Source organism: Oscillibacter sp. MSJ-31, from assembly GCF_018918025.1.
Lineage (GTDB): Bacteria > Bacillota > Clostridia > Oscillospirales > Oscillospiraceae > Hominicoprocola.
Genome location: NZ_JAHLPT010000002.1, coordinates 107,382 through 131,024, shown reverse-complemented (window position 1 = coordinate 131,024; position 23,643 = coordinate 107,382). Strand labels below are relative to the sequence as shown.

At 47.8% G+C, this 23,643-nt stretch carries 33 protein-coding genes and 1 pseudogene; 10 read left to right on the top strand and 24 right to left on the bottom strand.

Going from position 1 to position 23,643, the window contains the following annotated elements; translation table 11 throughout:
* Positions 1-22: 22 nt before the first annotated feature.
* On the bottom strand, positions 23-340 hold the full coding sequence (locus KQI17_RS02500) for a helix-turn-helix domain-containing protein (protein ID WP_371821939.1): 318 nt from the start codon (positions 338-340) through the stop codon (positions 23-25).
* 173 nt (positions 341-513) lie between these two features.
* Here KQI17_RS02500 and KQI17_RS02495 point away from each other — a divergent pair, with 173 nt between their 5' ends.
* The 10 genes from KQI17_RS02495 (at position 514) to KQI17_RS02450 (ending at position 7,536) form a co-directional block, all read left to right on the top strand.
* Positions 514-813: a helix-turn-helix domain-containing protein gene (locus KQI17_RS02495; RefSeq protein WP_216494653.1), complete on the top strand. Its 300-nt coding sequence runs from the start codon at positions 514-516 to the stop codon at positions 811-813.
* A gap of 225 nt (positions 814-1,038) precedes the next feature.
* Positions 1,039-2,067, top strand: a complete 1,029-nt coding sequence (locus KQI17_RS02490) for an AAA family ATPase (RefSeq protein WP_216494652.1) — start codon at positions 1,039-1,041, stop codon at positions 2,065-2,067.
* 67 nt (positions 2,068-2,134) lie between these two features.
* Complete coding sequence (locus tag KQI17_RS02485) at positions 2,135-2,425, top strand: hypothetical protein (protein ID WP_216494651.1); 291 nt, start codon at positions 2,135-2,137, stop codon at positions 2,423-2,425.
* The gene (locus KQI17_RS02480; protein WP_216494650.1) at positions 2,422-2,937 is read left to right on the top strand and encodes a recombinase family protein; all 516 of its coding nucleotides are present in this window, start codon (positions 2,422-2,424) and stop codon (positions 2,935-2,937) included. Before KQI17_RS02485 ends, KQI17_RS02480 begins: the two co-directional genes overlap by 4 nt.
* Entirely contained in the window at positions 2,927-4,888 is a 1,962-nt protein-coding gene (locus tag KQI17_RS02475; RefSeq protein WP_216494649.1) for a recombinase family protein, read from the top strand. The genes KQI17_RS02480 and KQI17_RS02475 overlap by 11 nt, the downstream gene beginning before the upstream one ends.
* Before the next feature lie 12 nt (positions 4,889-4,900).
* Positions 4,901-5,740 (top strand): hypothetical protein, encoded by an 840-nt coding sequence (locus KQI17_RS02470; protein ID WP_216494648.1) that lies wholly within the window; start codon positions 4,901-4,903, stop codon positions 5,738-5,740.
* Positions 5,724-6,125 carry a hypothetical protein gene (locus tag KQI17_RS02465; protein ID WP_216494647.1) on the top strand — a complete coding sequence of 134 codons (402 nt, stop codon included), beginning with the start codon at positions 5,724-5,726 and terminating at the stop codon, positions 6,123-6,125. The genes KQI17_RS02470 and KQI17_RS02465 overlap by 17 nt, the downstream gene beginning before the upstream one ends.
* Positions 6,122-6,385 carry a hypothetical protein gene (locus KQI17_RS02460; protein ID WP_216494646.1) on the top strand — a complete coding sequence of 88 codons (264 nt, stop codon included), beginning with the start codon at positions 6,122-6,124 and terminating at the stop codon, positions 6,383-6,385. The genes KQI17_RS02465 and KQI17_RS02460 overlap by 4 nt, the downstream gene beginning before the upstream one ends.
* 6 nt (positions 6,386-6,391) lie before the next feature.
* A complete protein-coding gene (locus tag KQI17_RS02455) occupies positions 6,392-7,141 on the top strand; it encodes a metallophosphoesterase (protein ID WP_216494645.1) in 750 nt (249 codons plus the stop codon).
* A gap of 74 nt (positions 7,142-7,215) precedes the next feature.
* Positions 7,216-7,536, top strand: a complete 321-nt coding sequence (locus tag KQI17_RS02450) for a helix-turn-helix domain-containing protein (protein ID WP_216494644.1) — start codon at positions 7,216-7,218, stop codon at positions 7,534-7,536.
* A 440-nt stretch (positions 7,537-7,976) separates the two neighbouring features.
* Here KQI17_RS02450 and KQI17_RS02445 read toward each other — a convergent pair whose 3' ends face one another.
* The 23 genes and pseudogenes from KQI17_RS02445 to KQI17_RS02335 all read right to left on the bottom strand — a co-directional run bounded on the left by KQI17_RS02445 (position 7,977) and on the right by KQI17_RS02335 (position 23,534).
* The gene (locus KQI17_RS02445; RefSeq protein WP_216494643.1) at positions 7,977-8,615 is read right to left on the bottom strand and encodes a helix-turn-helix domain-containing protein; all 639 of its coding nucleotides are present in this window, start codon (positions 8,613-8,615) and stop codon (positions 7,977-7,979) included.
* On the bottom strand, positions 8,581-9,273 hold the full coding sequence (locus tag KQI17_RS02440) for a DUF3990 domain-containing protein (protein WP_216494642.1): 693 nt from the start codon (positions 9,271-9,273) through the stop codon (positions 8,581-8,583). Before KQI17_RS02440 ends, KQI17_RS02445 begins: the two co-directional genes overlap by 35 nt.
* Before the next feature lie 165 nt (positions 9,274-9,438).
* Complete coding sequence (locus KQI17_RS02435; protein ID WP_216494641.1) at positions 9,439-9,984, bottom strand: GNAT family N-acetyltransferase; 546 nt, start codon at positions 9,982-9,984, stop codon at positions 9,439-9,441.
* Positions 9,985-10,020: 36 nt separating this feature from the next.
* Positions 10,021-10,854: a hypothetical protein gene (locus KQI17_RS02430; RefSeq protein WP_216494640.1), complete on the bottom strand. Its 834-nt coding sequence runs from the start codon at positions 10,852-10,854 to the stop codon at positions 10,021-10,023.
* 29 nt (positions 10,855-10,883) lie between these two features.
* On the bottom strand, positions 10,884-12,485 hold the full coding sequence (locus KQI17_RS02425; RefSeq protein WP_216494639.1) for a hypothetical protein: 1,602 nt from the start codon (positions 12,483-12,485) through the stop codon (positions 10,884-10,886).
* Positions 12,479-13,192 carry an ABC transporter ATP-binding protein gene (locus tag KQI17_RS02420; RefSeq protein WP_216494638.1) on the bottom strand — a complete coding sequence of 238 codons (714 nt, stop codon included), beginning with the start codon at positions 13,190-13,192 and terminating at the stop codon, positions 12,479-12,481. The genes KQI17_RS02425 and KQI17_RS02420 overlap by 7 nt, the downstream gene beginning before the upstream one ends.
* Positions 13,193-13,259: 67 nt before the next feature.
* Complete coding sequence (locus KQI17_RS02415; RefSeq protein ID WP_216494637.1) at positions 13,260-13,760, bottom strand: hypothetical protein; 501 nt, start codon at positions 13,758-13,760, stop codon at positions 13,260-13,262.
* A gap of 23 nt (positions 13,761-13,783) precedes the next feature.
* On the bottom strand, positions 13,784-14,383 hold the full coding sequence (locus KQI17_RS02410) for an isoprenylcysteine carboxylmethyltransferase family protein (protein ID WP_216494636.1): 600 nt from the start codon (positions 14,381-14,383) through the stop codon (positions 13,784-13,786).
* The gene (locus tag KQI17_RS02405) at positions 14,380-14,907 is read right to left on the bottom strand and encodes a hypothetical protein (protein WP_253285650.1); all 528 of its coding nucleotides are present in this window, start codon (positions 14,905-14,907) and stop codon (positions 14,380-14,382) included. The genes KQI17_RS02410 and KQI17_RS02405 overlap by 4 nt, the downstream gene beginning before the upstream one ends.
* Entirely contained in the window at positions 14,900-15,259 is a 360-nt protein-coding gene (locus KQI17_RS02400; protein WP_216494635.1) for a DUF3795 domain-containing protein, read from the bottom strand. Before KQI17_RS02400 ends, KQI17_RS02405 begins: the two co-directional genes overlap by 8 nt.
* 22 nt (positions 15,260-15,281) lie before the next feature.
* Positions 15,282-15,884 carry an alpha/beta fold hydrolase gene (locus KQI17_RS02395; protein ID WP_216494634.1) on the bottom strand — a complete coding sequence of 201 codons (603 nt, stop codon included), beginning with the start codon at positions 15,882-15,884 and terminating at the stop codon, positions 15,282-15,284.
* Between the two features lie 42 nt (positions 15,885-15,926).
* Positions 15,927-16,340: a YjdF family protein gene (locus KQI17_RS02390; protein WP_216494633.1), complete on the bottom strand. Its 414-nt coding sequence runs from the start codon at positions 16,338-16,340 to the stop codon at positions 15,927-15,929.
* Between the two features lie 215 nt (positions 16,341-16,555).
* Complete coding sequence (locus KQI17_RS02385) at positions 16,556-17,479, bottom strand: class I SAM-dependent methyltransferase (protein ID WP_253285648.1); 924 nt, start codon at positions 17,477-17,479, stop codon at positions 16,556-16,558.
* Entirely contained in the window at positions 17,457-18,356 is a 900-nt protein-coding gene (locus KQI17_RS02380; RefSeq protein ID WP_216494632.1) for a hypothetical protein, read from the bottom strand. The genes KQI17_RS02385 and KQI17_RS02380 overlap by 23 nt, the downstream gene beginning before the upstream one ends.
* A 20-nt stretch (positions 18,357-18,376) precedes the next feature.
* The gene (locus KQI17_RS02375) at positions 18,377-19,120 is read right to left on the bottom strand and encodes a CPBP family intramembrane glutamic endopeptidase (RefSeq protein WP_216494631.1); all 744 of its coding nucleotides are present in this window, start codon (positions 19,118-19,120) and stop codon (positions 18,377-18,379) included.
* A 39-nt stretch (positions 19,121-19,159) separates the two neighbouring features.
* On the bottom strand, positions 19,160-19,426 hold the full coding sequence (locus tag KQI17_RS02370; RefSeq protein WP_216494630.1) for a hypothetical protein: 267 nt from the start codon (positions 19,424-19,426) through the stop codon (positions 19,160-19,162).
* Positions 19,427-19,599: 173 nt separating this feature from the next.
* A complete protein-coding gene (locus tag KQI17_RS02365) occupies positions 19,600-20,094 on the bottom strand; it encodes a cysteine hydrolase family protein (RefSeq protein ID WP_216494629.1) in 495 nt (164 codons plus the stop codon).
* A 258-nt stretch (positions 20,095-20,352) separates the two neighbouring features.
* A complete protein-coding gene (locus KQI17_RS02360; protein ID WP_253285647.1) occupies positions 20,353-20,898 on the bottom strand; it encodes a hypothetical protein in 546 nt (181 codons plus the stop codon).
* 115 nt (positions 20,899-21,013) lie between these two features.
* Positions 21,014-21,178: a cysteine-rich KTR domain-containing protein gene (locus KQI17_RS02355; protein ID WP_216494782.1), complete on the bottom strand. Its 165-nt coding sequence runs from the start codon at positions 21,176-21,178 to the stop codon at positions 21,014-21,016.
* A 25-nt stretch (positions 21,179-21,203) separates the two neighbouring features.
* Complete coding sequence (locus tag KQI17_RS02350; RefSeq protein ID WP_216494628.1) at positions 21,204-21,836, bottom strand: TetR/AcrR family transcriptional regulator; 633 nt, start codon at positions 21,834-21,836, stop codon at positions 21,204-21,206.
* 133 nt (positions 21,837-21,969) lie between these two features.
* Positions 21,970-22,542, bottom strand: coding sequence for a TetR/AcrR family transcriptional regulator (locus tag KQI17_RS02345; protein WP_216494627.1), 573 nt, complete (start codon positions 22,540-22,542; stop codon positions 21,970-21,972).
* Between the two features lie 300 nt (positions 22,543-22,842).
* Positions 22,843-22,944, bottom strand: a pseudogene (locus tag KQI17_RS13840) (nucleotidyl transferase AbiEii/AbiGii toxin family protein); the annotation flags it as partial.
* Positions 22,941-23,534, bottom strand: a complete 594-nt coding sequence (locus tag KQI17_RS02335) for a type IV toxin-antitoxin system AbiEi family antitoxin domain-containing protein (RefSeq protein ID WP_186908355.1) — start codon at positions 23,532-23,534, stop codon at positions 22,941-22,943. The pseudogene KQI17_RS13840 and the gene KQI17_RS02335, both read right to left, overlap by 4 nt.
* Positions 23,535-23,643 lie beyond the last annotated feature (109 nt).

Sequence of the window (23,643 nt, the reverse complement as noted above, 5' to 3'; positions counted from 1 at the left end):
GAACTGTAAACTACAGTTCCTCTTAGTCATTCTGATTTGATTTTACGGTGTGGGCAAGGAGCATGTTCAAAGCGTCCTGCTTTGCTCGTTCATCAGCCTTTCTCGAAGCAACCAGCAGACTGAGTTCATATTCCGACAGAGTGGAATCCTCTATATCTTGCCTTCCAAGCAGATAGTCAACTGTTACACCAAAGATATCTGCTAGTTGGATTAGAATGTCGATGGAAGGTTGCCGGGAACCCGTTTCATATCGAGAATATACAACGGAGGACACGCCTAAAACGGAGGCTACTTCAGCCTGTGTAAGCCCTTTGCGAGACCGGATATCTTTTATGTTCACAGGCATGACCTCCTCCCCAATGTTGCTTATTTAATTATACTACCGGAACGGAATGCGACGTATTACCGTATTGGTAAACGGCTCATTGACCGAATACCGAATTGGTAGTAGCATATTCCGTTGGGGTAATTGCTTCGTGTCTCTTCGCACTATCTCGGAATGCGGAGGCATACATGAACCTGAAGGAAATACGAATCAATCGCAAACTCAAAGTACAAGAGGTATCAGACTATCTGTGCTGCTTGCCATCTGTTTACAGCCGTTATGAAAACGGCAAACGAGAGCCATCCATCGATATTCTCCTGAAGCTTTCTAAGTTGTATAGCGTTTCGGTAGACTATTTGATTGGGAATGATGAGGTTGTTGACACGAGCATAACCGAAAATGAAGTTGTAATGATAAGGGCCATGCGTCGGGCGGATAAGAGAGCCTTGCAAGATGCGCTTGCATTATTAGAACTACATAGCAATTAAGAAGACCTAAACAGAGAGGTGCAAAGTGACAGAAGCTTTGCTCTCTGGATCGTGAAAGAGCACCGTGTAAGCGGTGCTCTTTCTGCTAAGATCGCAAGGGCGCACGCATTTTTAAGGGTGTGCTTTTTGCGAGGTTAAGGGCGAGAATAGTGCGATCTTAAGTTCAACTTTTGCCGAATTGGTTTCATAGGGAGTGTGTTGTTGCCGAAATGGCGATGGCGGTAGATGAGTGGCTACATCATAATAGAAATGATGTATGACCAGTGTCTTTTTGGGAAGTGTGAGGTTGGAATGGAAGACTCTGTTTACGAGTATTACTCAAATGTCATCGCCGAACCGATTGAATGGTTGTGGTATCCATATATTCCGCTTGGAAAGCTAACTGTGATCCAAGGTGATCCGGGTGAAGGTAAGTCTACATTTGCGCTGAATATTGTGGCACGAATTACGACAGGACAGGCTATGCCGGACGGTTCACCCACCTCGGGACGGCATGTTGCAATCTATCAGTGCGCAGAGGATGGCATTGCAGACACAATTAAGCCCAGACTCCAGCAAGCAGGTGCAGACTGTGAAAGAGTAGCATATATCGTAGATGACGATATTGCGCTGACACTTGAGGATGGAAGAATCGAAACGGCAATCAGAGATACGCATGCAAGCGTGTTTATTATCGACCCTATTCAGGCATTTATTCCCCCTGATACGGATATGCAAAGCGCAACGAAGATGCGCTCGGTTTTGCGGAAACTTGCGAGTATTGCAGATCGCTATAAATGTGCAGTAATCCTGATTGGTCACATGAATAAAGGAAGTGGTGCTAAAACACTGTATCGTGGGCTTGGCTCCATTGATATTGCTGCCATTGCGCGCAGTGTGCTTATGATATCGAGAGACGAGAGCCGGCCAGGAATCCGGTATATATACCCGATAAAGTCAAGCCTTGCCCCAGAGGGTCCAGCGGTTGCCTTCTCATTTAAGGAGCAGGGTGGGATTGTGTGGCATGGCAGATACGATTTGAATACTGCAGAACTCATGGACAGTATCACAGTCAAGACAACCAAACGAGAACGAGCGCGCGCAAAATTGATTCAGCTTTTGGAGAATGAAGATCGACCTGCAAAAGAGATATATGCCGGGTTGGGCGATATTGGCGTTGGCAGCCGTACTGTTGAGAAAGTAAAAAAAGAACTCCAAGTCACAACTTACCGTTCCGGAGGAAGTTGGTATTGGAGTTTGCCCAAGCCGAAATAGTCAACTCTTAATGAGGATTACAAGGAGATATGAGATGAATTTGGTTTGGAAAGTCTATTACTATAGCATGACAAGACATGAGATCCGGCCGGTAAACGTGTTTGAACATGGACGGTTTAGAGAGGAAGTTCTGAAGCATTTGCGTCAGTACGAGGAGAAAGATGCGTTTGCCGAGGAATTGCGGCGTTCGCTTTTTTACTATTACTGCGGGAAATGTGAATGGGAAGTTATCATCGGGCCATGGTGCGATGATCAAAATAGCAAGGAAATCAAAGTGGACGTTTATATGCAGATTATGAATAACTGGGATATCTTTGTGGACTATGTATGGAATTCAAAAAGGAAGCCGAGAGAATGAGCATTATCACGGGAGTAAAGAGAGACTATCGGATTGGTGGCTATGTGAAAAGAGCAAAACTGAATCTGCGCAATGAAAGAGAAATCCGAGTATTTCATCAAAATGTGTTTAAGCGGCGTTTTGGTGACTTTGAGGATGGCGAACTCGTCGATGTCTATATCGATATTACCGGCTGTAAAGAAACAGTCAAACGCCCTGAAATGTTGCGCCTCATGCGGGACTGTGCGGATGGCAAAGTGAATCTGATTTTTGCGGAAACGAAAGGATATTTGGCGGCAAATACACGGGAGTTTTGCTATTGGCTCCATTTCATTTTTAATCTGAGCGACCGAGTGGACATCATAACGGATGATGACCAGTTCAACATTAACACTGTCATAAATGAAGACAAACAGCGGGAGGCGCTGATAAAAATGGCTGAAGACTACATTTATCTTAATCCGCCAGACCATCAAAAGTGGTTAAAAGGAGTGGTTTCCGCCATCGCAGACTTAGGAGAGGATGGAAAATGACATGGCGAATGAAAAGAATGTGCAGCCGGGAATTCGTGATGGCGAACAAGGAGAAACAGGTGCACAGTTCCCCGTGTGGCGACCCCAGGATGCTGATCGGGAATACTACCGCTATGAGACAAAAAAGCGGATCCAGCATTATTCAGTTCCGCCACAGACGATTTTTCGGCCGGCAAAGCCTACTCCAACTATTCGCGACGAAGAGCATAAACGGGTTGCCGTTTATGCTCGCGTAAGTACAAAAAGCAAGGAGCAAGTTTCCTCTATTGAGAATCAAACAAAGTACTATACAGAAAAAATTGCCAAAACCCCTAATTGGGAGTTGGCGGAAATATACAGTGACGAAGGCAAATCGGGTACTTCAAAGAAATGGCGTCCTGAATTTAAACGGATGCTGGAAGACGCGTCAAAAAAGAAAATGGATCTTATTGTCTGCGCTAGCGTATCTCGATTTGCTCGAAATATTTCTGACTTGATTGAAGAGGTTCGAAAACTCAGAACAACAAACCCGTCGAATCCAGTTGGCGTATATTTTGAAACCGAAGACTTATATACACTTGATCCAAACATAAACGAGAGGCTTCAAATGCAAGGCCTTTTTGCTGAGTGGGAATCTGGCAATAAGAGTCGTCGGATGATTCTGTCCTATGATCAGAGAATCTGCACAGGACAGTTCCCTTTATCTGATTTGCTTGGCTTACGACATACGATAGAGGGGGGCTTTGTTATCGAGCAGGAAGAGGCGAAAACGGTAAAGTATATCTTTTTAGCTACCTTATGTGGGCACACCGCAGGAGAAATTGCAGATGTGCTGACGGATAAACAGCGCCAAACCCTTCGCGGGCGCACCGAATGGACTGCGCCAATGGTGAAAGCCATCATGGAGAATGAGCGGCGTTGGGGGGATCTCGAAGTAAGAAAAAGGGTTGTTATTGATTACAAGGAGAAAGTTACAGCGAAGAATGACGGACTTAGAGAAGGAGCTTATATTCCACATTACCATGAGGGAATCGTTTCCCCCGAAATCGCTAGAGCTGCACATATGATGCGGGCCAGTAGATATAAGTTCGGAAGTGTACCAGATGTCTATGTGATTGATAATGGAGCTCTAAAAGGCTTTGTTAGTATCTCACCAATATGGAGCGGCATTGATAATCAGGCATTTCAGGATATTTCTCGACAAGTATATAATGAGAATGAGTTTGAAGAGTTGGAGCATCAAGCAAATATCGTAAACGGAATTGAACACAGCAACGTGGCTTCTATGTCTTTGAACGATTATCGTATCGCACCAGGCGTTATGTTCATGACTCGCAGCGATCCGCAGCTTACATTTTCTCGGAAAACCCTGAAGTTGAATGGGGCCTGTTGGGATAAGCTCGACCAGCAGAAGCATATTGAGTTCTTGTATCATCCTGTATTAGAAGTGATAGCAGTCAGAAGCTGTACTGCTGCAAATCCCAATGCGGTAGCGTGGGATGATAAGAAATCAGGTTTGCAACTGCGCACTTCAGCATTCTCAAATGCCGTGTATGATAAGCTCGACTGGATGAGAAAGTACAGATTTAGATTTAGAGGAGTAACCCGTGTCAGAGGAGGCGAAAGAATCATTTTCTTCTTCCTTGATGAACCGCAGATTTTAATTGGAAAGGACAAAAAGAAGATTGATGCAAGCAACGCCTCCGATTCAACTGCTAAGTATATTCCCTATAGGGAAAGTGATTGTAGGAAAACGGCCGACTTTGCTGCTCGTGTTGCTTATCCGGAGAACTGGCAAGGTCAGTTTGGCGTTAGCTACGATATTAAGCAACAAAGGAGCAAAGTCCTTGATACGGTATCTTCGGCAGATATTCGTAACCATGGTACAAAAGTGATCAATCCCTTTATTGGCATCATTCCATCTCGGGGGGAGATTGCTGATGAGTTAGATCAAATCTATGATGCGATGTAATCGGAGGACAATATGGACAACAATCAACTATCTCTTATTGCTGCTACTGAAAGCACGATTACAGAAGAAAAGACAGATGGGTATACGCCCAAAGAACAGGAACTGATTAGACAACTGGTCCAAGAACGATTGGGCAAAAAGAATGCCATCGAGTTTGAATCTCTCGATGACTATGTTGTTCCGCCTAAAATGTTCTTTTCCATGATCAAAAAGCCAGCAGTCAGCATTCGTGCAAATAGGATGGAATTCAACATGTCAGCAATCCGACTATTTGAGGGGGTGCAGCATGTACTCCCTATGCTAAGCGAGAATAAGAAACGGATGGTTGTGGCAATTTGCGCTGAAGAGGAAATATCTTCAATTGAATGGGCTAGGTTTAAGAAAGACAAGTGGGTTAATCGTTCGATTTCATGTCCGGAATACGTTCAGAGTATCTATAAAATGGTGGGATGGAATAGGGAATGCCGGTATAAAGTTTATGGCAGACTTGCCAACTCTGAACGTGGGCTTGTGCTGGTGTTTGATCTTACGTCGGCTGTTATGTTCGATCCATTACCTGAGGAGTACTTTGATAAGAGATCTGGTAAGATGAAAAAACGCATCAATAAGTATTATCCTGATGAAATTCGAATGAAACTCGGAAGAAGCTATTCGGACTATGAAGCACTTCAACAGCGAAGTAGTTTTGAGTCACTATCTGGGTATATGGATACTAGCGGTGACATCGTAACCTCTACAGTTTCTGATGAGATGGCGGCTTCTATCAGTATTCAGGAACAAGAAAAGAAAAGGGAAACTCTGCTCGGCTCGATAATTGGAAATGGAGGCGACAGTGATGGCAGAAGCAACTAATGACAATAGAATGTATCCGATAGAATTGACACTGCAAGGGGCACGCTGCTGTATTAGCGTGAGCAAAGGGGTCATAAAAGCTTTGGGGAAGCCAAGTCATGTATCAATTAAAATCTCGGACAACCATGATTCCTTGAGCGTTTTCCCTTGCGACGAGGATGATGTGATGGCGTTCAGAGTTCCGGTAAAACTGTTTACCGATCATAAGTGCGTAATGAGGATTAACAGCAAGCGATTTGTTCATGGGATTATGAAGACAAACCAGATGGATATTTCGAAGACCTATGTTTTATCCGGAGAGTATCTTGAAGAGAAGAATACGGCAGTCTTCTCGTTAGTGGAGGGAGTCAGTCTTCGGACATTGAAAGGCTTGGAGCGGACATGAATGACGTAATCAGAGAGTGCTTAGAAAGTAAACCGGAATTGCTAAAGCGTTATGAGCGTAATGAAGCACGATATGTGTTGCAGCTTCCAGAAAACTACGTTACAATTAGCATAAACTTAGGATTTGGAAAAGCCGAGTTGGAAAGTCTGATTCTTGCCCTTGCTGAGCTTGATTTGACAATTGATGAGTGGTTCTGCTTTAAGCTGAAGGATTGGATTCTGGCAGACAGACTATCCAAAGAAGACGATAGCGGAGAATAAGAATCTATGCGGTACTATGTTGTTTCTGATGTACACGGATATTATACGCAGATGAAGTCTGCCTTGGAAAAGGCAGGCTTCTTTTCTGATGATACTCCACACAAGCTGATCATGCTCGGTGACATATTTGATCGGGGGCACGAAGCGAAGCAGGTTCAGCAGTTTGTGCTGGAGCAAATGGAGCAGGACAGAGTGATACTCATTCGAGGCAACCATGAAGACCTGTTCGTAGAGCTTGTGACCGTTGATGGGGGGCTTCCATACAGTCATCACAAGTCGAATGGTACCTACGATACAGCGCTTCAATTGACTGGATTTGATCCGGTGATGGCATCGATCCGAAATTATGATTTTGCTGACGCAGCAAAGAATACGCCATTCTACAAAAAGATTATCCCGGCAATGCTCGATTACTTTGAAACGGAGCACTATGTTTTTACTCATGCATGGGTCCCGAGCATTTCGAACAGGGATAAGAGCTACAGCTATATTGCTTCGTGGCGAGAGGCTGATGAAGCCCATTGGGCGCAGGCAAGATGGTTCAATGGGATCGATGCTGCACAGACCGCTGACGAAGAGAAGACAATCGTCTGCGGACACTGGCATACCTCATATGGGCATAGGAAATACGAAAATAAGGGGAGCGAGTTCGGGGATGACGCTGACTTCGCACCGTACTACGGGCCGGGCGTAATTGCGATAGATGCTTGTACGGCACATAGCGGAATGGTAAATTGTCTTGTGATAGATGATTAGCGTCGTGGCAAGACCGGATAATTCGAGAGAATTCAGAAGGCAGAAAGAGTATCATCTTCGCAGGAGTGTTATGTATGGCAAAGAAAACGGTAGTTATTATGCCGCGGACACGAGAAATTCTTGCACAGATGGGCGAGCAGATTCACCTTGCTCGTCTGCGACGTAAACTAACTTTAGAATTGGTAGCCGAGAGAGCTGGAATCAGCCATGCTACCCTTGTCTCGATTGAGAAAGGAGCATCAACAGTATCCATTGGTGCCTATGCAGCTGCCCTCCATGCACTGAATAATATGGATAGGGACTTGTTGCTTGTAGCCAAAGACGATGAACTAGCCAGAAAACTGCAAGATTTGGGGCTGCCTGTAAGGAAACGAGCACCTAAGAGAAGATGGTGACGACCTAGAGTTGTTCGACATTAAAAAAGGACCTCTCCGTCAGAGTTGGTCGGGGAGATCCTTTCATTATGGATATGGTTCATGGTGGGGAGGATTCGGGGAAATTGGCAGATTGAAATGATGGGGAATGGTTCGATATCGCTGGCCCAGATCGGCTCGATACCGCACCGCACCGAAGCCAGAGGAAAGCCGGAGATGCCATCGAACAGGCTCCCCATCGTAAGTTTCCGTGTTGGCTGAGTTATTTCATATAGAGTATTTAGTTTTGCATCTGGCAGCAGCGCTTACCTGAGCAGCCGCGGATAATCTGTTGTGCCATACGTTCTTTATCCATGTCAGTTGCCCCTTCTGGATGAAATCATGGTTTTCCCTTAACAGCTATTACATTCCCGTAATTCGTGTAGTTTTTTAAGGGAAAGACTACCCTTTTTGTTACGGACTTACGTTTCCAGAAGATCCTCCATCGTACAACCGAGGACTTTTGCGAGGCTAAGAACAGTCTCCGCACTGGCTTTGTTAATGTCCTTGTTGCGCTGTTCGTACATTTGAATTGAGCGAAGACTGACATTGCTTCGCTTGGCAAGCTCTGCCTGCGTGCAGCCATAAAGCGTGCGGATACGTTTGAGGTTGGTATCAGCGAAGTATTCGCGCACTTTAGCATCGACAATATCAGCGAATTTAGTGACATCTGCTTCATGAAGGGGGGAATACATCTGCTGCAAATCTTCAAACGAAAGAACCTTAAAAATATCACTGAATTTTCTTCCGGAAAACCATTGATAGTAGGCGACTGCCCAGCCGATCCAATACTCTCTGGAACGGCTGAAATTCGCTTGAGGCTTGGCGGTCGGCGCTTTGCCCGTAGTCTCAACGAGAACATCAACAGCAGTTTCAATCCCGCTTTTCCCCAAAAGGTATGAAGGTTCACCATTCTCAATCCGATTACTGACGGAACTGACGGAAAACAGCTTTATAAAGCTATCTCCGGCAACTCCACACGCGTTGATAGCATAATCAAAAGCATCGCCCAGTAATGCCTGCGCGTTACTCAGATAGATTTCTTGGTATGCGTGGGTCATCGTTTTGGATGCCTCCTCTTATGATATCAAGGATATACAGACCATCTGTTTCCTCTTCAAGTATATCCGAATAAAGTTGGTCGGCTTCATCATTTCGAGCCTTGCGGCGAACATAATATTTTTCCTTTTCCGCAATAGAAAATCCATCGTAATGCAGCAGCGAAAAGGCGTATTTAGACTTGATGACAATCTGTTCGCCTAACTTGCCAAGTCGCATAGCGTTTGCGAGTTGCTGTACGGAAATTCCGTTATTTAGGAAAGACGCAGCAAAGTCAAAATAGGAGTCATCGGCACGGTATCCGATGATCAGGTCGTAGGCATTGACGTTGACGCCGAAATTGTCAATCAGATATCGTTTTGCCCGCTGTGCGGCTGGGCTTTTGATAGAAAACAGACGATGCGCTACCAGAACAGCAATCCAGTTCAAAATCGTATAGTCTGGATTGTTCAGATTCAGAATTTTCAGGTATTCTGTATCAAGACTGTAACGATTGACGAAGCCGTTACGCAGAGAGGATACAGCCCATTCTTTGGCGAGTTCCTCGCTTTCCGTGCAGTAGAAGCCCAGTCCGAAGTCATTGTTCTGCTTACCCAACCCAAAGGTTGGAGATTCTACGATCTGTTCGGAGCCATGATATAGGGTAATTTTCTGATTCATCTCCGCATCCTCCTAAGTATCACTGTAAAAATAGTATCACCAAAGTGATATAAAATCAAGCAATATTTGTAGAGAAAAAAGAGAGCATTTCTCGCTTGAAAAATGCAGTTTCTTCAGACGAATATTTCCAAGAGAAACTTAGAGATGCTTCTACGGTAATTGCTTTCATCTCATATTTCCCTCTATGTGGTCGTCTGCTGTGTTCAGTTCGAGATTCATCAGGTCAAAATCAATATATTCTCCATTGATTTTGAAGAAACGAGGAAACGTACACAGCTTCCGAAAGCCATACTTCTCATACAGATGGATGGCGCGGGCATTGCTGCTGCGCACCTCCAGATTCAACTGCTCGAAGCCGTTCTCCTTGGCAAAGGCAAGAACAGCTTCCGTCAGCGCAGACGCCGCACCGCAGCCCCACCACGCTTTTTTCAGACTGACGCCAAACTCTCCGCGATGGCTCATACGCCGGGGCTTGCGGTTCAGGCTTGCCGTGCCGATGATCTCGCCATATACCTTGGCGAGATACTGCACATTGTCCGCTGATTCGCACTGCGAACGCAGATAGTCTTGCTCCGTTTCAAGGTCGAGCGGCACTCCCTCCGCACCGAAGCTGAGATTTTCGGTTTCGCCGCCCACGATTTTCAGATAATCCAAGAGTGCTGCGGCATCCTCTGCCCGTGCGCGCTCTATGACAAACAAGCTGTTATTCATCTTTAGGACTTCCTTTCTTCGTATTGGCTGCCCGCATCATCCGCGAAGCCCCGCCGCCTGCATGATAGCCTCCACCGGCTCTACCGGGTCGCTGCCCCAAGTGATCTCTACATCTTCACACCCGGCACTGTCCAGCAGCTCCCGTGCTTCGTCAGTCAGAAGTTTCCGGTAGGCTTCGTCCACCAGCTCCAGCTTTTTCAGGCAGTCGGTCAGGTCATTGTTCCTTGCAGCCAGCCATGTGGAGGCGGCGTCGCTGATCTCATCCGTACCAAGGCCGGTGTTCTCGCCCCAGTCCAGCAGCTTGGCCGCCTCCTGCACGGCCAGCAGCGAAGAACCGGAGGTTCCGATGGTCACATTCCGGTCGATCTCATCCAGAATGGGCAGCGTCAGCACCGGCGGCACATCTGCCAGGGCATCGGCTGCATCGGAGGTGGAGCATGTCACGCCGTCCTCAGAGATCGTGACATACAGCTTTTCTTGTGCCACATCGTAGAGGAAGGTGCCTTCTCCCAGCAGCGTATCGTCGGCATCATGCGCACTGACGGTAAAGAGGACGGAGCAGTTGTCCTTTTGGGAAAGCTGTACAATATCGTCCCCGGTGAAAAGCCATTCACCGGCCTTTAACAGCGAACCATCCGCATTTTCACATACCTTTGTAAAGCTGCTGCCGCCGTGCAGGGCGATAGAGCTGGCATCATCGCGCTCCAGCTTGACATACACGCCAAAGCCGTCGGATTCGGCGGGCGCGTCTGTCCCGGATGGGGTGTTGTTCTTCGGCTCTGTCGGACTGGTACACCCCGTCATAAAGACAGATACCAGCAATACCGCTGCGGTCAACAGCATTGTGATTGTGTTCTTGTAGTGTTTCATAGTTCCTCCTAAAACTTGTTGTTTTTCCATTAAAGAGCTGAAAAGCGGGCAACACCTTTCTTCCGCAGCCAAAGGTAGGCCAAGACGGATAAGAAAAGATTTGCAGCCACAAAGCAGCTCATATATCTGCAAAAGCCCAGCATCCATCCGGGCAGGAGCATAAATCCCACGAACAGCAGCACGATATATCCGAAAGCGCCAAACAATGTGATCATGACCGCGCCTCCTTGCTTGATGGGCACGATCTCATTTGTCCATGTCAATGTCGGCATTTTGACACCAAGGAGCAAGCCAACCAGCGCCATGAGTAGTACAAAGGAGCCTTCAAAAAGAAGAAGCACCAGCAGCTGCATCGGATGCAGGGGATAAACTGCCGCCGTGCAAACAATACACAGGAGCATGGGCAAGCCGGTTAAAAGAAGCTGCATCTCGATTTTTGCCTGAAAAATCCTCCAAGGCTCCACCGGTAGAGATTGCAGAAGCCATAGGCTTTTTCCCTCCAAGGATATAGAAGGTGCTGTCGTTAAATTCATGGACGCAAAACCGCAAAACACCACGCCGAGCAGCAAAGGTACACTGTCTGGCGTTTCAGCAAAGATAGCATCCAGCACGGCGAATAGCTCGCTACCCTTCCACAGCACCGCAATCCCGCAGACCGGCATCAGGAATGTGCCAAGACCACAGTTGAGCATATAGTTGGGATTTGCGGTGAAGCGGGAAAATTCCCGGCACAGTAGTGCTGTGTTGACGCTTCGGTGCCTGCTGTGCGTCTCCCGGTATTCTCTGCGTGCCACTTTTCCCGTAGCGGTTGCAATCCGCAAAAAGCTGCGGGAAAGCAGTACCCACATCAGTGAAAACAGCACAGCAACCGCCGCAGAGACAATTGCGGATGCCCGGACATCGCCAATTCCAACACTTCCAAACAGGTACACTGGATAGGCAGCGCCTTTGATCCGTGCGCCATAAACCGTGGCATTTGCCAGTAAATCCTGAATCATGCCCTGTGCCTTGAAATACACAAAATAATATGCGCCGATAACCACCAGCGAAATAAGAACCGTGATCAGGCTCTTGTGCTTCAGCTTCCGGCTGATTTTGGCCACGATCCATCCCAGCACACAGGATATGGTCAGGACAAATACAGAAATCAGCAAGGTTATCAACAAGCCGCCCAGAACTGCCGGTAGCGTAACACCCGCCGTGACCCAGTAAACAATGACCGCTGGGAGAATGACAACAGCAGAATACAGAAGTCCCATCAGGTAGACGCCGAACAAGCGTGCGCCCACCAATGCCGAAATGGGAATTGGCATAGACAGAAGTAAATCATTGTCCTTCGGCAGATACAGACCCGCATAGGTGTTGAACACGCTGCCAAAAGCGCCCAACAGTACAGCGATCAACCCCATCAGCGCAAAATACAGCCAGTTCATTCCCGCCGCAATCAGGGGAGCGCACAGTTTCACAGCGAGGAATGTAAAGATTCCGCCCAAAAGCCCAAAAACCAGTAAAGCGAACAGGAGAAAATGCAAGCCGGTCGAAACTTTGGAACGAGCCTTGTTCTTTTTGGCATCGTAATAATAGACTTGAAAGATTTCAAGCAGCTGTTTCTTCAGCAAAAGCTTCAGCATGATTCTTCCTCCAGCTCCAAGAATACATCCTCCAGAGAATCGTCGCCTTTTACTGCGTCCATGGTACCGGAGCGAATCAGCTTTCCGCCCTTGATGATCGCCACCTTGTCGCAGAGCTTTTCCGCCACCTCTAACACATGGGTAGAGAAGAAAATCGCACCGCCTGCATCACAGACCTCCCGCATCATCTCCTTGAGCAGATGGGATGCCTTGGGGTCGAGTCCCACAAAGGGCTCATCCATCAGGATCAGCTTCGGCTGATGCAGCCATGCAGAAATAATCGCCAGCTTCTGCTTCATGCCGTGGGAATAGGCGGCGATGGGCTGCGCCAGATCGTCCGTCAGTTCAAAAAGGTCTCCGTATTTACGGATACGCATCTGCCGGTCTGCGGCGCTGACATTGAAAATATCCGCAATGAAATTCAGATATTTGATTCCTGTCATGTAATCGTACAGATCAGGATTATCAGGGATGTAGGCAAAGCTGCGCTTACATTCCAGCGGCTGTGTCCGGATGGATTTTCCGTCAATATAGATTTCTCCGGTGTCAAACTGCAAGATGCCCGCCACAGATTTCAGCGTCGTTGTCTTGCCGGCGCCGTTATGACCGATAAAGCCATAGATTTCGCCGGGGGCAATGTGCAGATTCAAATCGTCTACAGCCTTTTTGTCCCCATAATTTTTTGATAAGTGTTCAATTTTCAGCATACTATTCTCCTTTGCCGCAATACCTTAATGATTCTTTAGAAGCGTTTTTTATAGTTTCTCTTGCCCTCTATTGTCTGGCAAAAGACTGCCGGTAGACAGGCAGTACCCGCTTCCAGAATACCAGTCCATTGACAAGAAGCAGCGCACCGAAAAGGCACCTTGCCGCCCACTCCGGGCAAAGAAGGGCGATGCCATTCATATCCCCACCGCCGAAAAAGCCGCACAGGACACTTAGATACAGCGGATCGAGCAGCAGAAAGGCAATCGTTATGTAGTAAAGCACCGCACGAAGCAGCTTGCTTTTGGCATGGCAGATGCTCCTTGCAAGTGCCGCGAGCAGGTATCCGACGCAGAAAGTCGCCAGCGCACCCACAAGGCAAAAGATTCCAAGCTGCATATTTGTCATATGCTCGGCATATATGTCGATTTGCACGCCAAGTCCCATAAGCCTAATTTGCTTAAACACGCCGGTGAGCAGGGCATACAGCAGATGTGCTCCCTCGTGAACGAGGTAGTAGGCAGCAAGTGCAGCCAGAATTCCGATGTATTGTCGTGTTCGTTTTGACATGATCTGTCCTCCTGAAAAGGTCTTTATTTTCTGCCCCAATACCGGGACACATGGCGGCAATACTCCTGATACGGCGCGCCAAAGGTGTTCACAAGGTATCGCTCCTCCTGCAATATCTGCAAGTGGAGCATGACGATGGCAAAGGCAGAAAAACTGAGCGTCAGCAGGTTTCCGTACAGCAGCAGGACACCGACATACATGAGGTCAAAGCCGAGGAACGCCGGGTTGCGGCTGAAACGGTAAATGCCGGTGGTGACAAGCTCCGTTTTATCCTTGTCGGGAATACCCGCCCGCCAGCTATCTTTCATGCACAGAACGGAAAGAAGAAAAATGCCATCGCCCAGTATCCCGACGCAGAAGCCGGTAAACCGTGTGTTCGCGGGAAGATAGCCCCAACCGAAAGCGATGGAGAGAAGTTGTGCGATGGGCGCACCCAGCGTCGCAATGCACATCAGCACTTCAACCGTGTGAATGGATTTTTCCTTTCTGCGCCCGATCTGCCGGGTCTGGATACCGCGGTGCTTTTGTGCCAGCACCTTTGCAAAATAAATGCCGTAGAAAACCGCCAGTACGAGAAGCGCCAGTAAAGCATAGAGGTGCCTGTCCTCCAAAGGGATTCTCATGTTTCCTCCGTCCTTTCCACTGCCTGCGCAGTCCAATACTGGATGCCCCAATGTTCAAAGTCCCATTGCTCCATATAGGTGTTGCACTCGTAGTCGATGTAGTAAAGCATTCCGTCGCACGGGACGAAGTTGGTGGGATAGTAGTCGATGTTCAGTCCAGCCGGGTATAGCAGGCTGCACATGGCCTGTACCTGCGCAAGCCAGTCGGGTTCCATCCGTCCCTCTTTGAGTAGCTCCGCCACCGTTGCCCCAGCGATGTATTCCTTCAAAATGCGCTCCTGCGGGGCATCCACCGCCAGAAGTCGGGGCATTGGGATTCCCAGCTTGCGCAGCGTCTCATAGTCCCGCAACTCAGAGCGCAGCTTGTCCCCGAACGCATAGTATTCGCAAGGCTCATGGTGGATCTGTTTCAGAACATATTGCGTCGTTCTGTTTGTAACAAGATAGGAGTAGCCGCCTTTTCCTTTCCCAAGGAGCTTGATTACGCGAAATTCTGCGTTGTTTACCGCCATTGCATCAGACATTGGCCTGCTTCAACTGCTTCAGGTTTTCCAAGACAAACGGGCTATTTGCAGCGATCTGCCCCAGTGTCGGGCATTCCTCCATTTTTCTGCAGTCTGCGCAGGTATCCAGTCCCTTTTCGCGGACACAGTTATGTACCGGGCAGAGCTTGTCGCAAAACGGCGTTTTTGCGCCTTCCATTCGGCAGCCGATGCAGTTGATCATCTCCGGCGTGATCGGAACCCCGTTGAGCTTTGTCCACAATTCAGCGGTTTTCTCACGCAGGGCGTTGTCGTTTGTAAGCGTTGCGATTCTGGCGTCGCAGGTTTCACAGTCCAACCCGCAGCAGCCGATCAGTTGGTTTGTGTTTTTCATAATCCCCTCCGTAAATCGGAATTTATTTGGATGATTTTATTATCCATTCATCAAGGAATTTCATTTGTTCATCCGTATGAAACCAATGCTCTCCATTTTTCATAATAGAAAGTGTTGAATTCGTTCTCTGTGCAAATTCAAATATCGTTCCATAAGCGGTAAGATTATCTTTTTCACCATACAAAATGTGCGTCGGGATTTTCCATATAATAGGATTTTCTCTTACATAGCAAAGATAATCCCATGAAAGGGTCTCTCCAAAGGTTGTCTGAATTTCTTTTTTCTCTTTGAGTTCATCTTCTGTAACATTTGCCCAAATCATCATATCAGCAATAAGTCTTTCCATATCTACAACGGGCGAAATAAAATATGCTTTCTCTATTTGCTGATTTGCTAAAGCGTTGATAGCAAAATACGCTCCAATGCTATTGGCGATTATTTCAACAGTCTTGTAGTTTGTATAAATCGAATTAAAAAGTAATGGAAATTCTTCTTTTGCTTCCCATGGAAACTGTGCAGTATAGTCAAGACCAATCACATCACAATCACTAAAGAGCGGCTTGTAATGAATAGCTTCTTCAGCATTTTCACCTTTTCCGTGTATATAAATAACTGCTTTATCCACAATAGTTATCCTCCACAAATTCATGGTTGTCAGATAAAATGTCTAATGGCCTCTGTGCTTTTCTTTCCGCTTTTGCTGTTTCAAATCGAACTGACGCTGTTTCTCTGCCTCACGCTGCTGCCTGCTGATTTGTTTTCGTTCCATTTTGATTTCCTCCCGCTGCATCTGCAACGCTTGTTGGGACTTCGTTCCGATGCCGGAAACGCGCATCTGCTTCTTCACTTCACGCTGCCTTCTTTTGGGGTTATCTGCGGTCTTTTTCATTTCAGATGCAATCGCAGCGCTGAACACCAACCTGTCATAGTGCTTGAGAACGAACTCCCAGACTTCATAATCTTTTGGCTCTGCGCCAAAGGTAACCTTACATACAGACAGCTTGCCGTTTTCCATCCGCTCAAAAACGCCGACCCAGAACGGCTCTTCAAAATACACCGTCAGTTTACTGACTGTGTCCATAAGAATCCCTCCTAAAATAATTGTTGAACAAAGAATGGACAACCCGGAGGGGCAGGTTACTTACCCTATTTACATAGGACGGCCGGGCTACCTACCGGCTCTGGTACACCTCGTTGGTGTACGTTGCGTTTTTATCTTTGTCAGTAACATGATAAAGTTCTGCGGTAGAATACACAGATTGATAGACCCCGATCCGTGCCTCGCCTCCATAGAATTTAATTTTTCCTGACCGCAAGGCAGTAATTGACATGCTCAAAGGCTTTCAGATCTGCCCCGGCCTTGTCGATCACGTCCCTTTGAATATCATCCGGTGTCAGCAGTTCATAGATCAGAAACCCATGCTTCTCCAGCAACTTTTCAAGCTCCGCATAAGAAAACGCCGACTTCATCGGTTCACCGCCTGCTTTTGCCATCATAATGGTGTTTTGCACACGCTTTTCGGGCGCGTCAAAGAAGTATTCGTCCGGATAATCAAACACAAGGGTGCTGCCGTCCGCACAGATCGAGGACAGTGCAGAGAGCATCGTGTCGATTGCTTCTGCCGAAAGGTAGTAGGTCACACCGAGCCATGAGAAAAAGGATTTTACAGACGGGTCAAAACCGGCAGTAATCAGCCGTTCCGCCAAGCTGTCCTTTGTAAAATCCACGGGGACAAAGGTGAGATTGTTCGGTGCTGTCCAACCGGCACGGGTGATCCGTTCCAGCTTGTCCGCCTGCGTCAGAGGATGATCGACCTCGAATACCCGGTACTTCGCTAAAAACTCCGGCTCTCGAAAGGCGAAGGTGTCCATACCTGCGCCGAGGATAACATATTGCTTTGTGCCGGTCAGAACGGCGGTTTTCAAAGCCTTCTCCGTGTAGGCTGCACGGCAGAGCGGCGACGGCGCGATGTGCGTATTTATGAGCTGGCGCAGCAGCTCCTTCGGTGTCTGTTCAGCAGGGGCGATCTCCGGCTCAAGGAACTGCGCTCCGCCGAGAAGATAGCTTTGAACGGCGGCATATTCTTCTGCTGTCATCAGCTCTTTGGCAAGGAAATCCCCGAAAACCGGATGCTCTTCATTTTCTGCATGAAACGCCCGTCCGAAGGAACTCATCAGGGCGGTAATGCTGGCTTTGTTATTCATTCCGTTGACCTCCATATTTTTCTTCCATTTCTCTCGTATGAGCATGAAGCAGCGTTAGCGCCTGCGTCTGGACACAGGGCAGTGACCTTTGATCCGTGTCTGCAAACTCGCGCTTAATCCGCACAGAGGCAATCGCGTGAGCGTCGTCTGTTTTGTTCTCATCCGCTTCCGATAAGAACTTTTGCAGCAGGCTCAAATCGCTGGAATAGTGAAGCTCCACCAGCTTTGCCCGGTATTCCAGCTCTGCGTGGGTGATCTCCGGGAATCGTTTCATATCTACGGTGTGCTGCGCTTCATGCTTCAGAAGCGAAACAAGAAACCGTTCGCTCTCAAAATCATACGCCTGCTCGATGCAGTTGATCGTGCCGTCGGGCGAAGCCCAGCCGCCCGTACCATACCGGCCGAAGGTCAGATAATCCATCCAGCCCCGAAACACGAAGTCTTTCAGAATGTTGACCGTATATTCTGCCGTTCCGTCCGGAAGTTCAACGCGGTAGGTAGTTGGAACCGTATTCCGCCAGACATAAGGGCCGTAATATCCCTGCGTTTTTCCGAAAAAAGCATGATAGCCCTCCGACCCAAACATCGATTGAAGCTGCTCTGTCAGGAGTCCGTCGCCTGCATCCGGTGTATTTAGAAGTGCTTTCAGCCCTGTCCGCAGTTTGTCTGCGGCCTCCGCCTCCGGTGAGCCGCAATAAAAGGTGTTCCGAAAATAAATCTGATACAGACGCAGGATGTCGTTGAGATTGTCAGGTATTTCGTATGTGCGGTACTTCTGATCTTCAAAAATCGCCACATACGCAGGAAGAATGTCCTTGAATTCCTCGTAATTGCGCATATAGGCAATCGCGCCTTTTATATCTCCATTCACAAAAAACTGGCTGATTTGCATATCGTTCTCCCTTATCCACGTCAATTCCTTTTTGCCTGCTGAGCTTTCGGGAGCGTCCGTGTCAGGATCAGCGTATAGGCGACCGTAATGACAATCAGAGCGGCGAGATGGAGCAGGTGCGTTTCCGTGGTAAGATTCATATCATTCGCAAAAGTGCCGAGCGTGTTGATGGCGGAATGGACGAGGATGCAGGGGAGCAGGCTGCCGCCGCGGTAAAAGATCGTGACCAGCAGAAAACCGACCGCGACGGCAAAAACGATCTGGCACAGGTTATTGACCAGAGCCATACCGCTGCCGTTGAACAGGTTGATGATATGTCCGATGCCGAAAGTCATACTGGAGATAATAACGGCGGATTTGATATTATCCTTTGCAATGGCCTTAAACAACAGACCCCGGAAGATCACTTCCTCCAAGAAACCAACACATAGCATACACACGATCCGACAGGCCGTTTCAGCCGGTGAATAATTGAGGGCGAAGCCGTTCCAAAGGTTTCCCGATGCCAGAATTACAAGCGGCACATAGTAGAGAAACCGCCGTGCAGGAACGGGCGATTTGCAAAGGCCATACCGTTTCAGCAGGTTATTCTTTCGGATGAAGGTGAAAAGAACGACCGTCTGCAAAACGCAGAAAGCGGCGCTTGCCGCGTATGCGACCCCGATGGCATTGTTCAGCGGATTCGCCAGCGATTGCAGAACGCAGTAAACCACGATCCATACAATCGCAAAGGTCAGCTCGTTTTTCTCATATAGCTTTTTCATGTCATTTCCTCCTGCACCGCATATAGCTCAAGCGCTGCTTCATCTATTGCCCCGGATTTTCGTCCCATCCATCTGCTGAATGTAAACTGTTCCTTTCGCGTGATGTGCTTCCACATAGATGGAATATGTCCCGCTCTCAAGGATATTTACGGTAAACTCTCTCACGCCCTTGCCGTTACCGGCGTATAGAGAACTTTCATCCGGTTCCTTGATCTCCATGTAGATAGAGCCTTTTGTGGTTTCAAATTGAACCGCAAGCGTATCGCCTACGCGGAGTTCCATCGTGAACCGGTCGGTTCCGGTCATACGGTCAATGTCCAATCGGTAGGAGCCTGTCTCTGCCGTGCGGCTGCCAACAAAGCAGTCTCGGCCGCAAGCAGTCAAAGAGACAGCAAGCCCTAAAATGCAAAGGGTGAAAAGTGTGATGGTCAATGATTTCTGTTTCATTTATTTACCTATCGGAATATACTAAATGATCTTTACCTTTTGACGACCTCGGAAAGCTCTAAGACCTCGCAGCCCTTGCTCTCATAATAGGTCAGCAGTTCCGGCAGTTTCTTTTTATCGTAACTCGTGATGCAGTCAGACAAAACATGAACGGTGTAGCCGCTTTTTGCCATATTGTAGCAGGTGGATTTGATGCAGGCTGCGGCGTCCGCACCAACGACGTAAAACTCGGAAATCTCATGCTCCTGAATAAAGGCGGTAAACGCCTCGCTGGTCAGGGCGTTGCTCTTTACCTTCGTAAAGATATGATTGGATACGACGTTCAGCTCTGGCACCAGCTCTGCACCGCGGGTACCGGGCTTGAAGGTTCTCGTTCCCGCAGAAAGGTTGTTGTGCTGAATGTAAACGATCCACAGTTCCTTTTGCTCTGCCCAGTCAATCGCTTCGTTGACTTTTGCAATGATTTCCTTATAGTTTTTCGTGATGTCATTTTGCAGGTCGATCACGACCAATGCACTGTTTTTCATATTGTAGTCCTCCATAAATTTCGTGTTCCGCTGTACGGCGGCGTTTACATCAGGGAAGCGGATTCTTCCGAGCCTCGCTGCTTATGACAGCAGTTTAAACGCCTGCTCCAGCAACCAGTCTCGGCCTTCCAGAAAATCGTATCCCAGCAGCGCCTCTATCTCTGTCGGTTGACCGTATAGCCAGTCGCAAATATCGACATTCTGCAAATAAAGTGGCAAGAGAAAGCACAACAATCATTCCTCCCAATCGTTTTCTATCTATTTATAAGTTCTATTTCGATTGATCCGCTTGAAAAAGAGAAAATAAATCAGCAAACCATCAATGGCAAAATCATAAATGCGCAGACGGTCAAAGAGCAAAACACTGGACAAAATCGAAACAAGTACGATTCCAGTGCCAATGATTTTAGGAAACAATCCCCACTCTTTTGTCATCCATGCGAAATACGCCATGACCGGCGACAGAAAGGCGAATATCGTCCAGCCGATAACAAACGTCCAGCCGTAGACACCTTGGGTAAGCATGGCTGTCGCATAATAGGTGAGCAACATCCCGATGCAAAACGGAAGGATGTTCCGCATTGCGGCTTTCTTTGTCGGGCTGTAAATAGCGATCAGCGTCCCCAACAGAATCCAAACCGACATCTGAGAAAAGATTTCTCCCAAATTCGGATAATACATATCGAATAATCTTGACAGCGCGCCGAGGAAAAGGCCGACGAAGAACAGAGAGAGCGGGTTCAGAAGTTTATTTTCAACGCAGTGCTTTGTGTTTCCGGTTCCACTCAGATATATCCCCATCATTTATGCTTTTTCTCCCTGTAAATCCCAATATCGGCTTGTGGTTCGGTCGGTCAATTCCCATTCCCCTAAAACAAAAAGACGCAGCACAAACCGATCATCTCGGATTGCACTGCGTCTAAGCGTCTGGCATTTTGATTTCTTCAATTTTCCCGTCCTTGAAACGGATCACACAGGTATATTTGCACTTCGGGCAGAATAGCGGAAAATCCTCCAACACCGTATGTGGCCGTATCTGTGTCCTTGTTTTGCCGCCGCATCTGGGGCAGCAAAGCCAGTCCATTTTTGATTTCAGAGCTTCTACCAATTTATATCACCTCTGTTTCCTTGCTGACCAATGCTCGAAACTCAGCATCACGGTCAAAGGTACCTGCCGCAAATCCGGGGATTTCTTTGATGGATTTGCAAATGCTGATACTGAAGCCCGTTAGGATATGCCCAATCTCTTGGTCGGAGTAGGGGCAATCGCCGGTCACGATCAGCGTGGACAGGCTATGAACAACGAACCATAAATTGCGGAAATAAAGGTCTGCTTCTTCGGCGGTGATATGGTAAATGTTCATCAGGGTCGGACGGACAAGTAACTGTAAATGCTGCATCGAATTTATGGCGCTGTACTCCGGTGACCGAGTCAGGAACAGGAGCCAATAAAGCTCCGGTTCTTCACGCGCAAAACGGATATAGCTCTTTCCGACGCCGAGAAACGGGATTTTCTCTTTTAAGCCCGCTTTGGTGTAGCTGTCATATACACGCACCGCAGCAGCATAGACCGCCTGCTTAACTTCGTCCATAGAGCCAAAGTAAGTAAAGATCGGGCGCGTGGATGTCCCAAGTTCATCCGCTATTGCCTTTGCCGTCAGACAGCCGATCCCTTTCGCCTGCACGACCCGCAGTGCCGTCTCTACCATTTCTTCCTTTGTGAATTTGTTTTTCGGAGCCATATCCCGCATCCTTTCATTATAAAGTGCATTTCCTGATGTGCATTATCCAATGCATATCAGGCGTCAGTATGTTATGATTTTCGGACGGAGCGACATGGGGAAAAAGCGGATTACATTGCCCTGTATTGCTCTTTCATGTCGCTTCTTCCTGCGCGGCCAATATTGCGCCTCTGTATGCCCGCTCCAAATGGGAATTGATCGTGTCCTCATCGTATTTCAACGAATTGTTGGCGATCATGCTTGCATACCCGTGGGCAAACAGAAACACCGTGATAAAAACCGTTTTCGTCTGCTCCATGCCAATTTCTAAGGATCTCTGCATCGCTGAAAGAACGGGGATAAGTTCCTCCGCATCGATCAGTTCAAGCAAAGTCTTTCCGTTAAAATAATCCGACTGGAAAAGGAAGCGGAACAGGTGGGGTTCTTCGATGGCAAAGCGGATATAATTCATTCCGATTCCAAGGGCAGCACCCTTTGGCGGTTTCTTCATGGTCATAAGGTATTCCGAATGATAAAGGTCTGCCTTCGCATAGACCGTCCTTTTCAGTTCTTCAATCGTTGCAAAATGATACATGACGGGCTGTGTGGAGCAATGTAGCCTTTCCGAAACAGTTCTTGCGTTAATATTTTCCACACCGGTTTCGCGTGCGACCGCAAAGGCTGCGTCAACAATCATTTCTTTTGTGACTTTTGCTTTTGCGGGCATACGCACACCTCCAATTTATAACTTGCATTATGTATAATCAAGATTATACAACGTGCAATGCACATTGTCAATCCGTCTGGAGTAAAATTTTCAAATAAATACCTCAACTGGTTTCGCTGCCTTGGCCTTGAAGATCACGGTTTTGGTGGGGCTGCGAACGGGGGCAAGAAAGCGGCAAGCAATGCAAAGCGGTACCCACTTTGCGAAAACAGGCGGATTCCGTTTACACGGAGCCCGCCTGTTTCATGCTTGTTGGGGCGCTGCCCCAATCCCCGCAGAACACAAAAACTGTGTTCTGGAACGATGGATCATGTAATTGCGCATCAGGATTTGCGCATCTGCGGATTTGTCCTTGGAGAGATTGCGGATCAAGTCTTTGAGCTGTCGTGCAGTTTTTATCACAAGAGTACCTCCAAATACTGCCGAAGGAGTTTTTCAACACGGAACATCTGTGCATAGCGCATCAGCTTCCGTAAGTCCTTGTCTTTTCGTTTTGCGTATTGCTTGAGTGCATCCTGAAAGGTCTGCATCTCGATCCCACTGCGGCTGCGGATCAGATCGCAGATGGTGCGATCCATATCATAGACGGGAACGGGATTCCCGAACGGCGTGTTCATCGTGACGATCCCCACATCATGCAATTCCTTCTTGATGGTGTAGACCTTGATGCCATCCGCTTGCAGGCTGGCAGGATTGTAGCCGGTCTTGACGGTGATGGAATACGGACTCGGCTCCCGGTCGGTCAGGTCATGGAAAAACAATGCGCTTTCATGGGAGAATACGGCCTGCGCACAGCGAAGGTGCAGCAGGTACATGGCGTCCGTCCATGCGTCGGGCGAAACATAAACGCCGTGCGCTACCTGCTCCACGCCGCGCTGCTTGGCATAAGCGTAAAACGTGGACTTGGCAATACCGATTTCCAAAACCTGCGCGGTCTTGACGATCCCATTGTTTTGCTGAAAAAGCAGGTCAAGCCGTTCATAGGCGGTCATGTTATCACTTCCTTCTTGCTAATATTATATTCGATATTAGCAAGAAAGTAAACAACGATTTTAGGAAAGCAAGCCGAGGCGTTCGCCCCGGCTTGCGCTTTAACTATGG

Coding starts and splice junctions, on each gene's coding strand:
- KQI17_RS02390 (WP_216494633.1), bottom strand. CDS start 16,340: ATGGACACAGTCAGTAAACTGACGGTGTATTTTGAAGAGCCGTTCTGG.
- KQI17_RS02480 (WP_216494650.1), top strand. CDS start 2,422: ATGAGCATTATCACGGGAGTAAAGAGAGACTATCGGATTGGTGGCTAT.
- KQI17_RS02445 (WP_216494643.1), bottom strand. CDS start 8,615: ATGACCCACGCATACCAAGAAATCTATCTGAGTAACGCGCAGGCATTA.
- KQI17_RS02470 (WP_216494648.1), top strand. CDS start 4,901: ATGGACAACAATCAACTATCTCTTATTGCTGCTACTGAAAGCACGATT.
- KQI17_RS02335 (WP_186908355.1), bottom strand. CDS start 23,534: ATGACCGCCTATGAACGGCTTGACCTGCTTTTTCAGCAAAACAATGGG.
- KQI17_RS02375 (WP_216494631.1), bottom strand. CDS start 19,120: ATGAAAAAGCTATATGAGAAAAACGAGCTGACCTTTGCGATTGTATGG.
- KQI17_RS02420 (WP_216494638.1), bottom strand. CDS start 13,192: ATGCTGAAAATTGAACACTTATCAAAAAATTATGGGGACAAAAAGGCT.
- KQI17_RS02460 (WP_216494646.1), top strand. CDS start 6,122: ATGAATGACGTAATCAGAGAGTGCTTAGAAAGTAAACCGGAATTGCTA.
- KQI17_RS02350 (WP_216494628.1), bottom strand. CDS start 21,836: ATGGCTCCGAAAAACAAATTCACAAAGGAAGAAATGGTAGAGACGGCA.
- KQI17_RS02385 (WP_253285648.1), bottom strand. CDS start 17,479: ATGGAGGTCAACGGAATGAATAACAAAGCCAGCATTACCGCCCTGATG.
- KQI17_RS02455 (WP_216494645.1), top strand. CDS start 6,392: ATGCGGTACTATGTTGTTTCTGATGTACACGGATATTATACGCAGATG.
- KQI17_RS02405 (WP_253285650.1), bottom strand. CDS start 14,907: ATGTCTGATGCAATGGCGGTAAACAACGCAGAATTTCGCGTAATCAAG.
- KQI17_RS02475 (WP_216494649.1), top strand. CDS start 2,927: ATGGAAAATGACATGGCGAATGAAAAGAATGTGCAGCCGGGAATTCGT.
- KQI17_RS02490 (WP_216494652.1), top strand. CDS start 1,039: ATGAGTGGCTACATCATAATAGAAATGATGTATGACCAGTGTCTTTTT.
- KQI17_RS02465 (WP_216494647.1), top strand. CDS start 5,724: ATGGCAGAAGCAACTAATGACAATAGAATGTATCCGATAGAATTGACA.
- KQI17_RS02410 (WP_216494636.1), bottom strand. CDS start 14,383: ATGAGAATCCCTTTGGAGGACAGGCACCTCTATGCTTTACTGGCGCTT.
- KQI17_RS02485 (WP_216494651.1), top strand. CDS start 2,135: ATGACAAGACATGAGATCCGGCCGGTAAACGTGTTTGAACATGGACGG.
- KQI17_RS02430 (WP_216494640.1), bottom strand. CDS start 10,854: ATGAAACACTACAAGAACACAATCACAATGCTGTTGACCGCAGCGGTA.
- KQI17_RS02360 (WP_253285647.1), bottom strand. CDS start 20,898: ATGATGGGGATATATCTGAGTGGAACCGGAAACACAAAGCACTGCGTT.
- KQI17_RS02380 (WP_216494632.1), bottom strand. CDS start 18,356: ATGCAAATCAGCCAGTTTTTTGTGAATGGAGATATAAAAGGCGCGATT.
- KQI17_RS02440 (WP_216494642.1), bottom strand. CDS start 9,273: ATGAATCAGAAAATTACCCTATATCATGGCTCCGAACAGATCGTAGAA.
- KQI17_RS02370 (WP_216494630.1), bottom strand. CDS start 19,426: ATGACCGGAACCGACCGGTTCACGATGGAACTCCGCGTAGGCGATACG.
- KQI17_RS02355 (WP_216494782.1), bottom strand. CDS start 21,178: ATGGACTGGCTTTGCTGCCCCAGATGCGGCGGCAAAACAAGGACACAG.
- KQI17_RS02365 (WP_216494629.1), bottom strand. CDS start 20,094: ATGAAAAACAGTGCATTGGTCGTGATCGACCTGCAAAATGACATCACG.
- KQI17_RS02425 (WP_216494639.1), bottom strand. CDS start 12,485: ATGCTGAAGCTTTTGCTGAAGAAACAGCTGCTTGAAATCTTTCAAGTC.
- KQI17_RS02435 (WP_216494641.1), bottom strand. CDS start 9,984: ATGAATAACAGCTTGTTTGTCATAGAGCGCGCACGGGCAGAGGATGCC.
- KQI17_RS02495 (WP_216494653.1), top strand. CDS start 514: ATGAACCTGAAGGAAATACGAATCAATCGCAAACTCAAAGTACAAGAG.
- KQI17_RS02345 (WP_216494627.1), bottom strand. CDS start 22,542: ATGCCCGCAAAAGCAAAAGTCACAAAAGAAATGATTGTTGACGCAGCC.
- KQI17_RS02450 (WP_216494644.1), top strand. CDS start 7,216: ATGGCAAAGAAAACGGTAGTTATTATGCCGCGGACACGAGAAATTCTT.
- KQI17_RS02415 (WP_216494637.1), bottom strand. CDS start 13,760: ATGTCAAAACGAACACGACAATACATCGGAATTCTGGCTGCACTTGCT.
- KQI17_RS02400 (WP_216494635.1), bottom strand. CDS start 15,259: ATGAAAAACACAAACCAACTGATCGGCTGCTGCGGGTTGGACTGTGAA.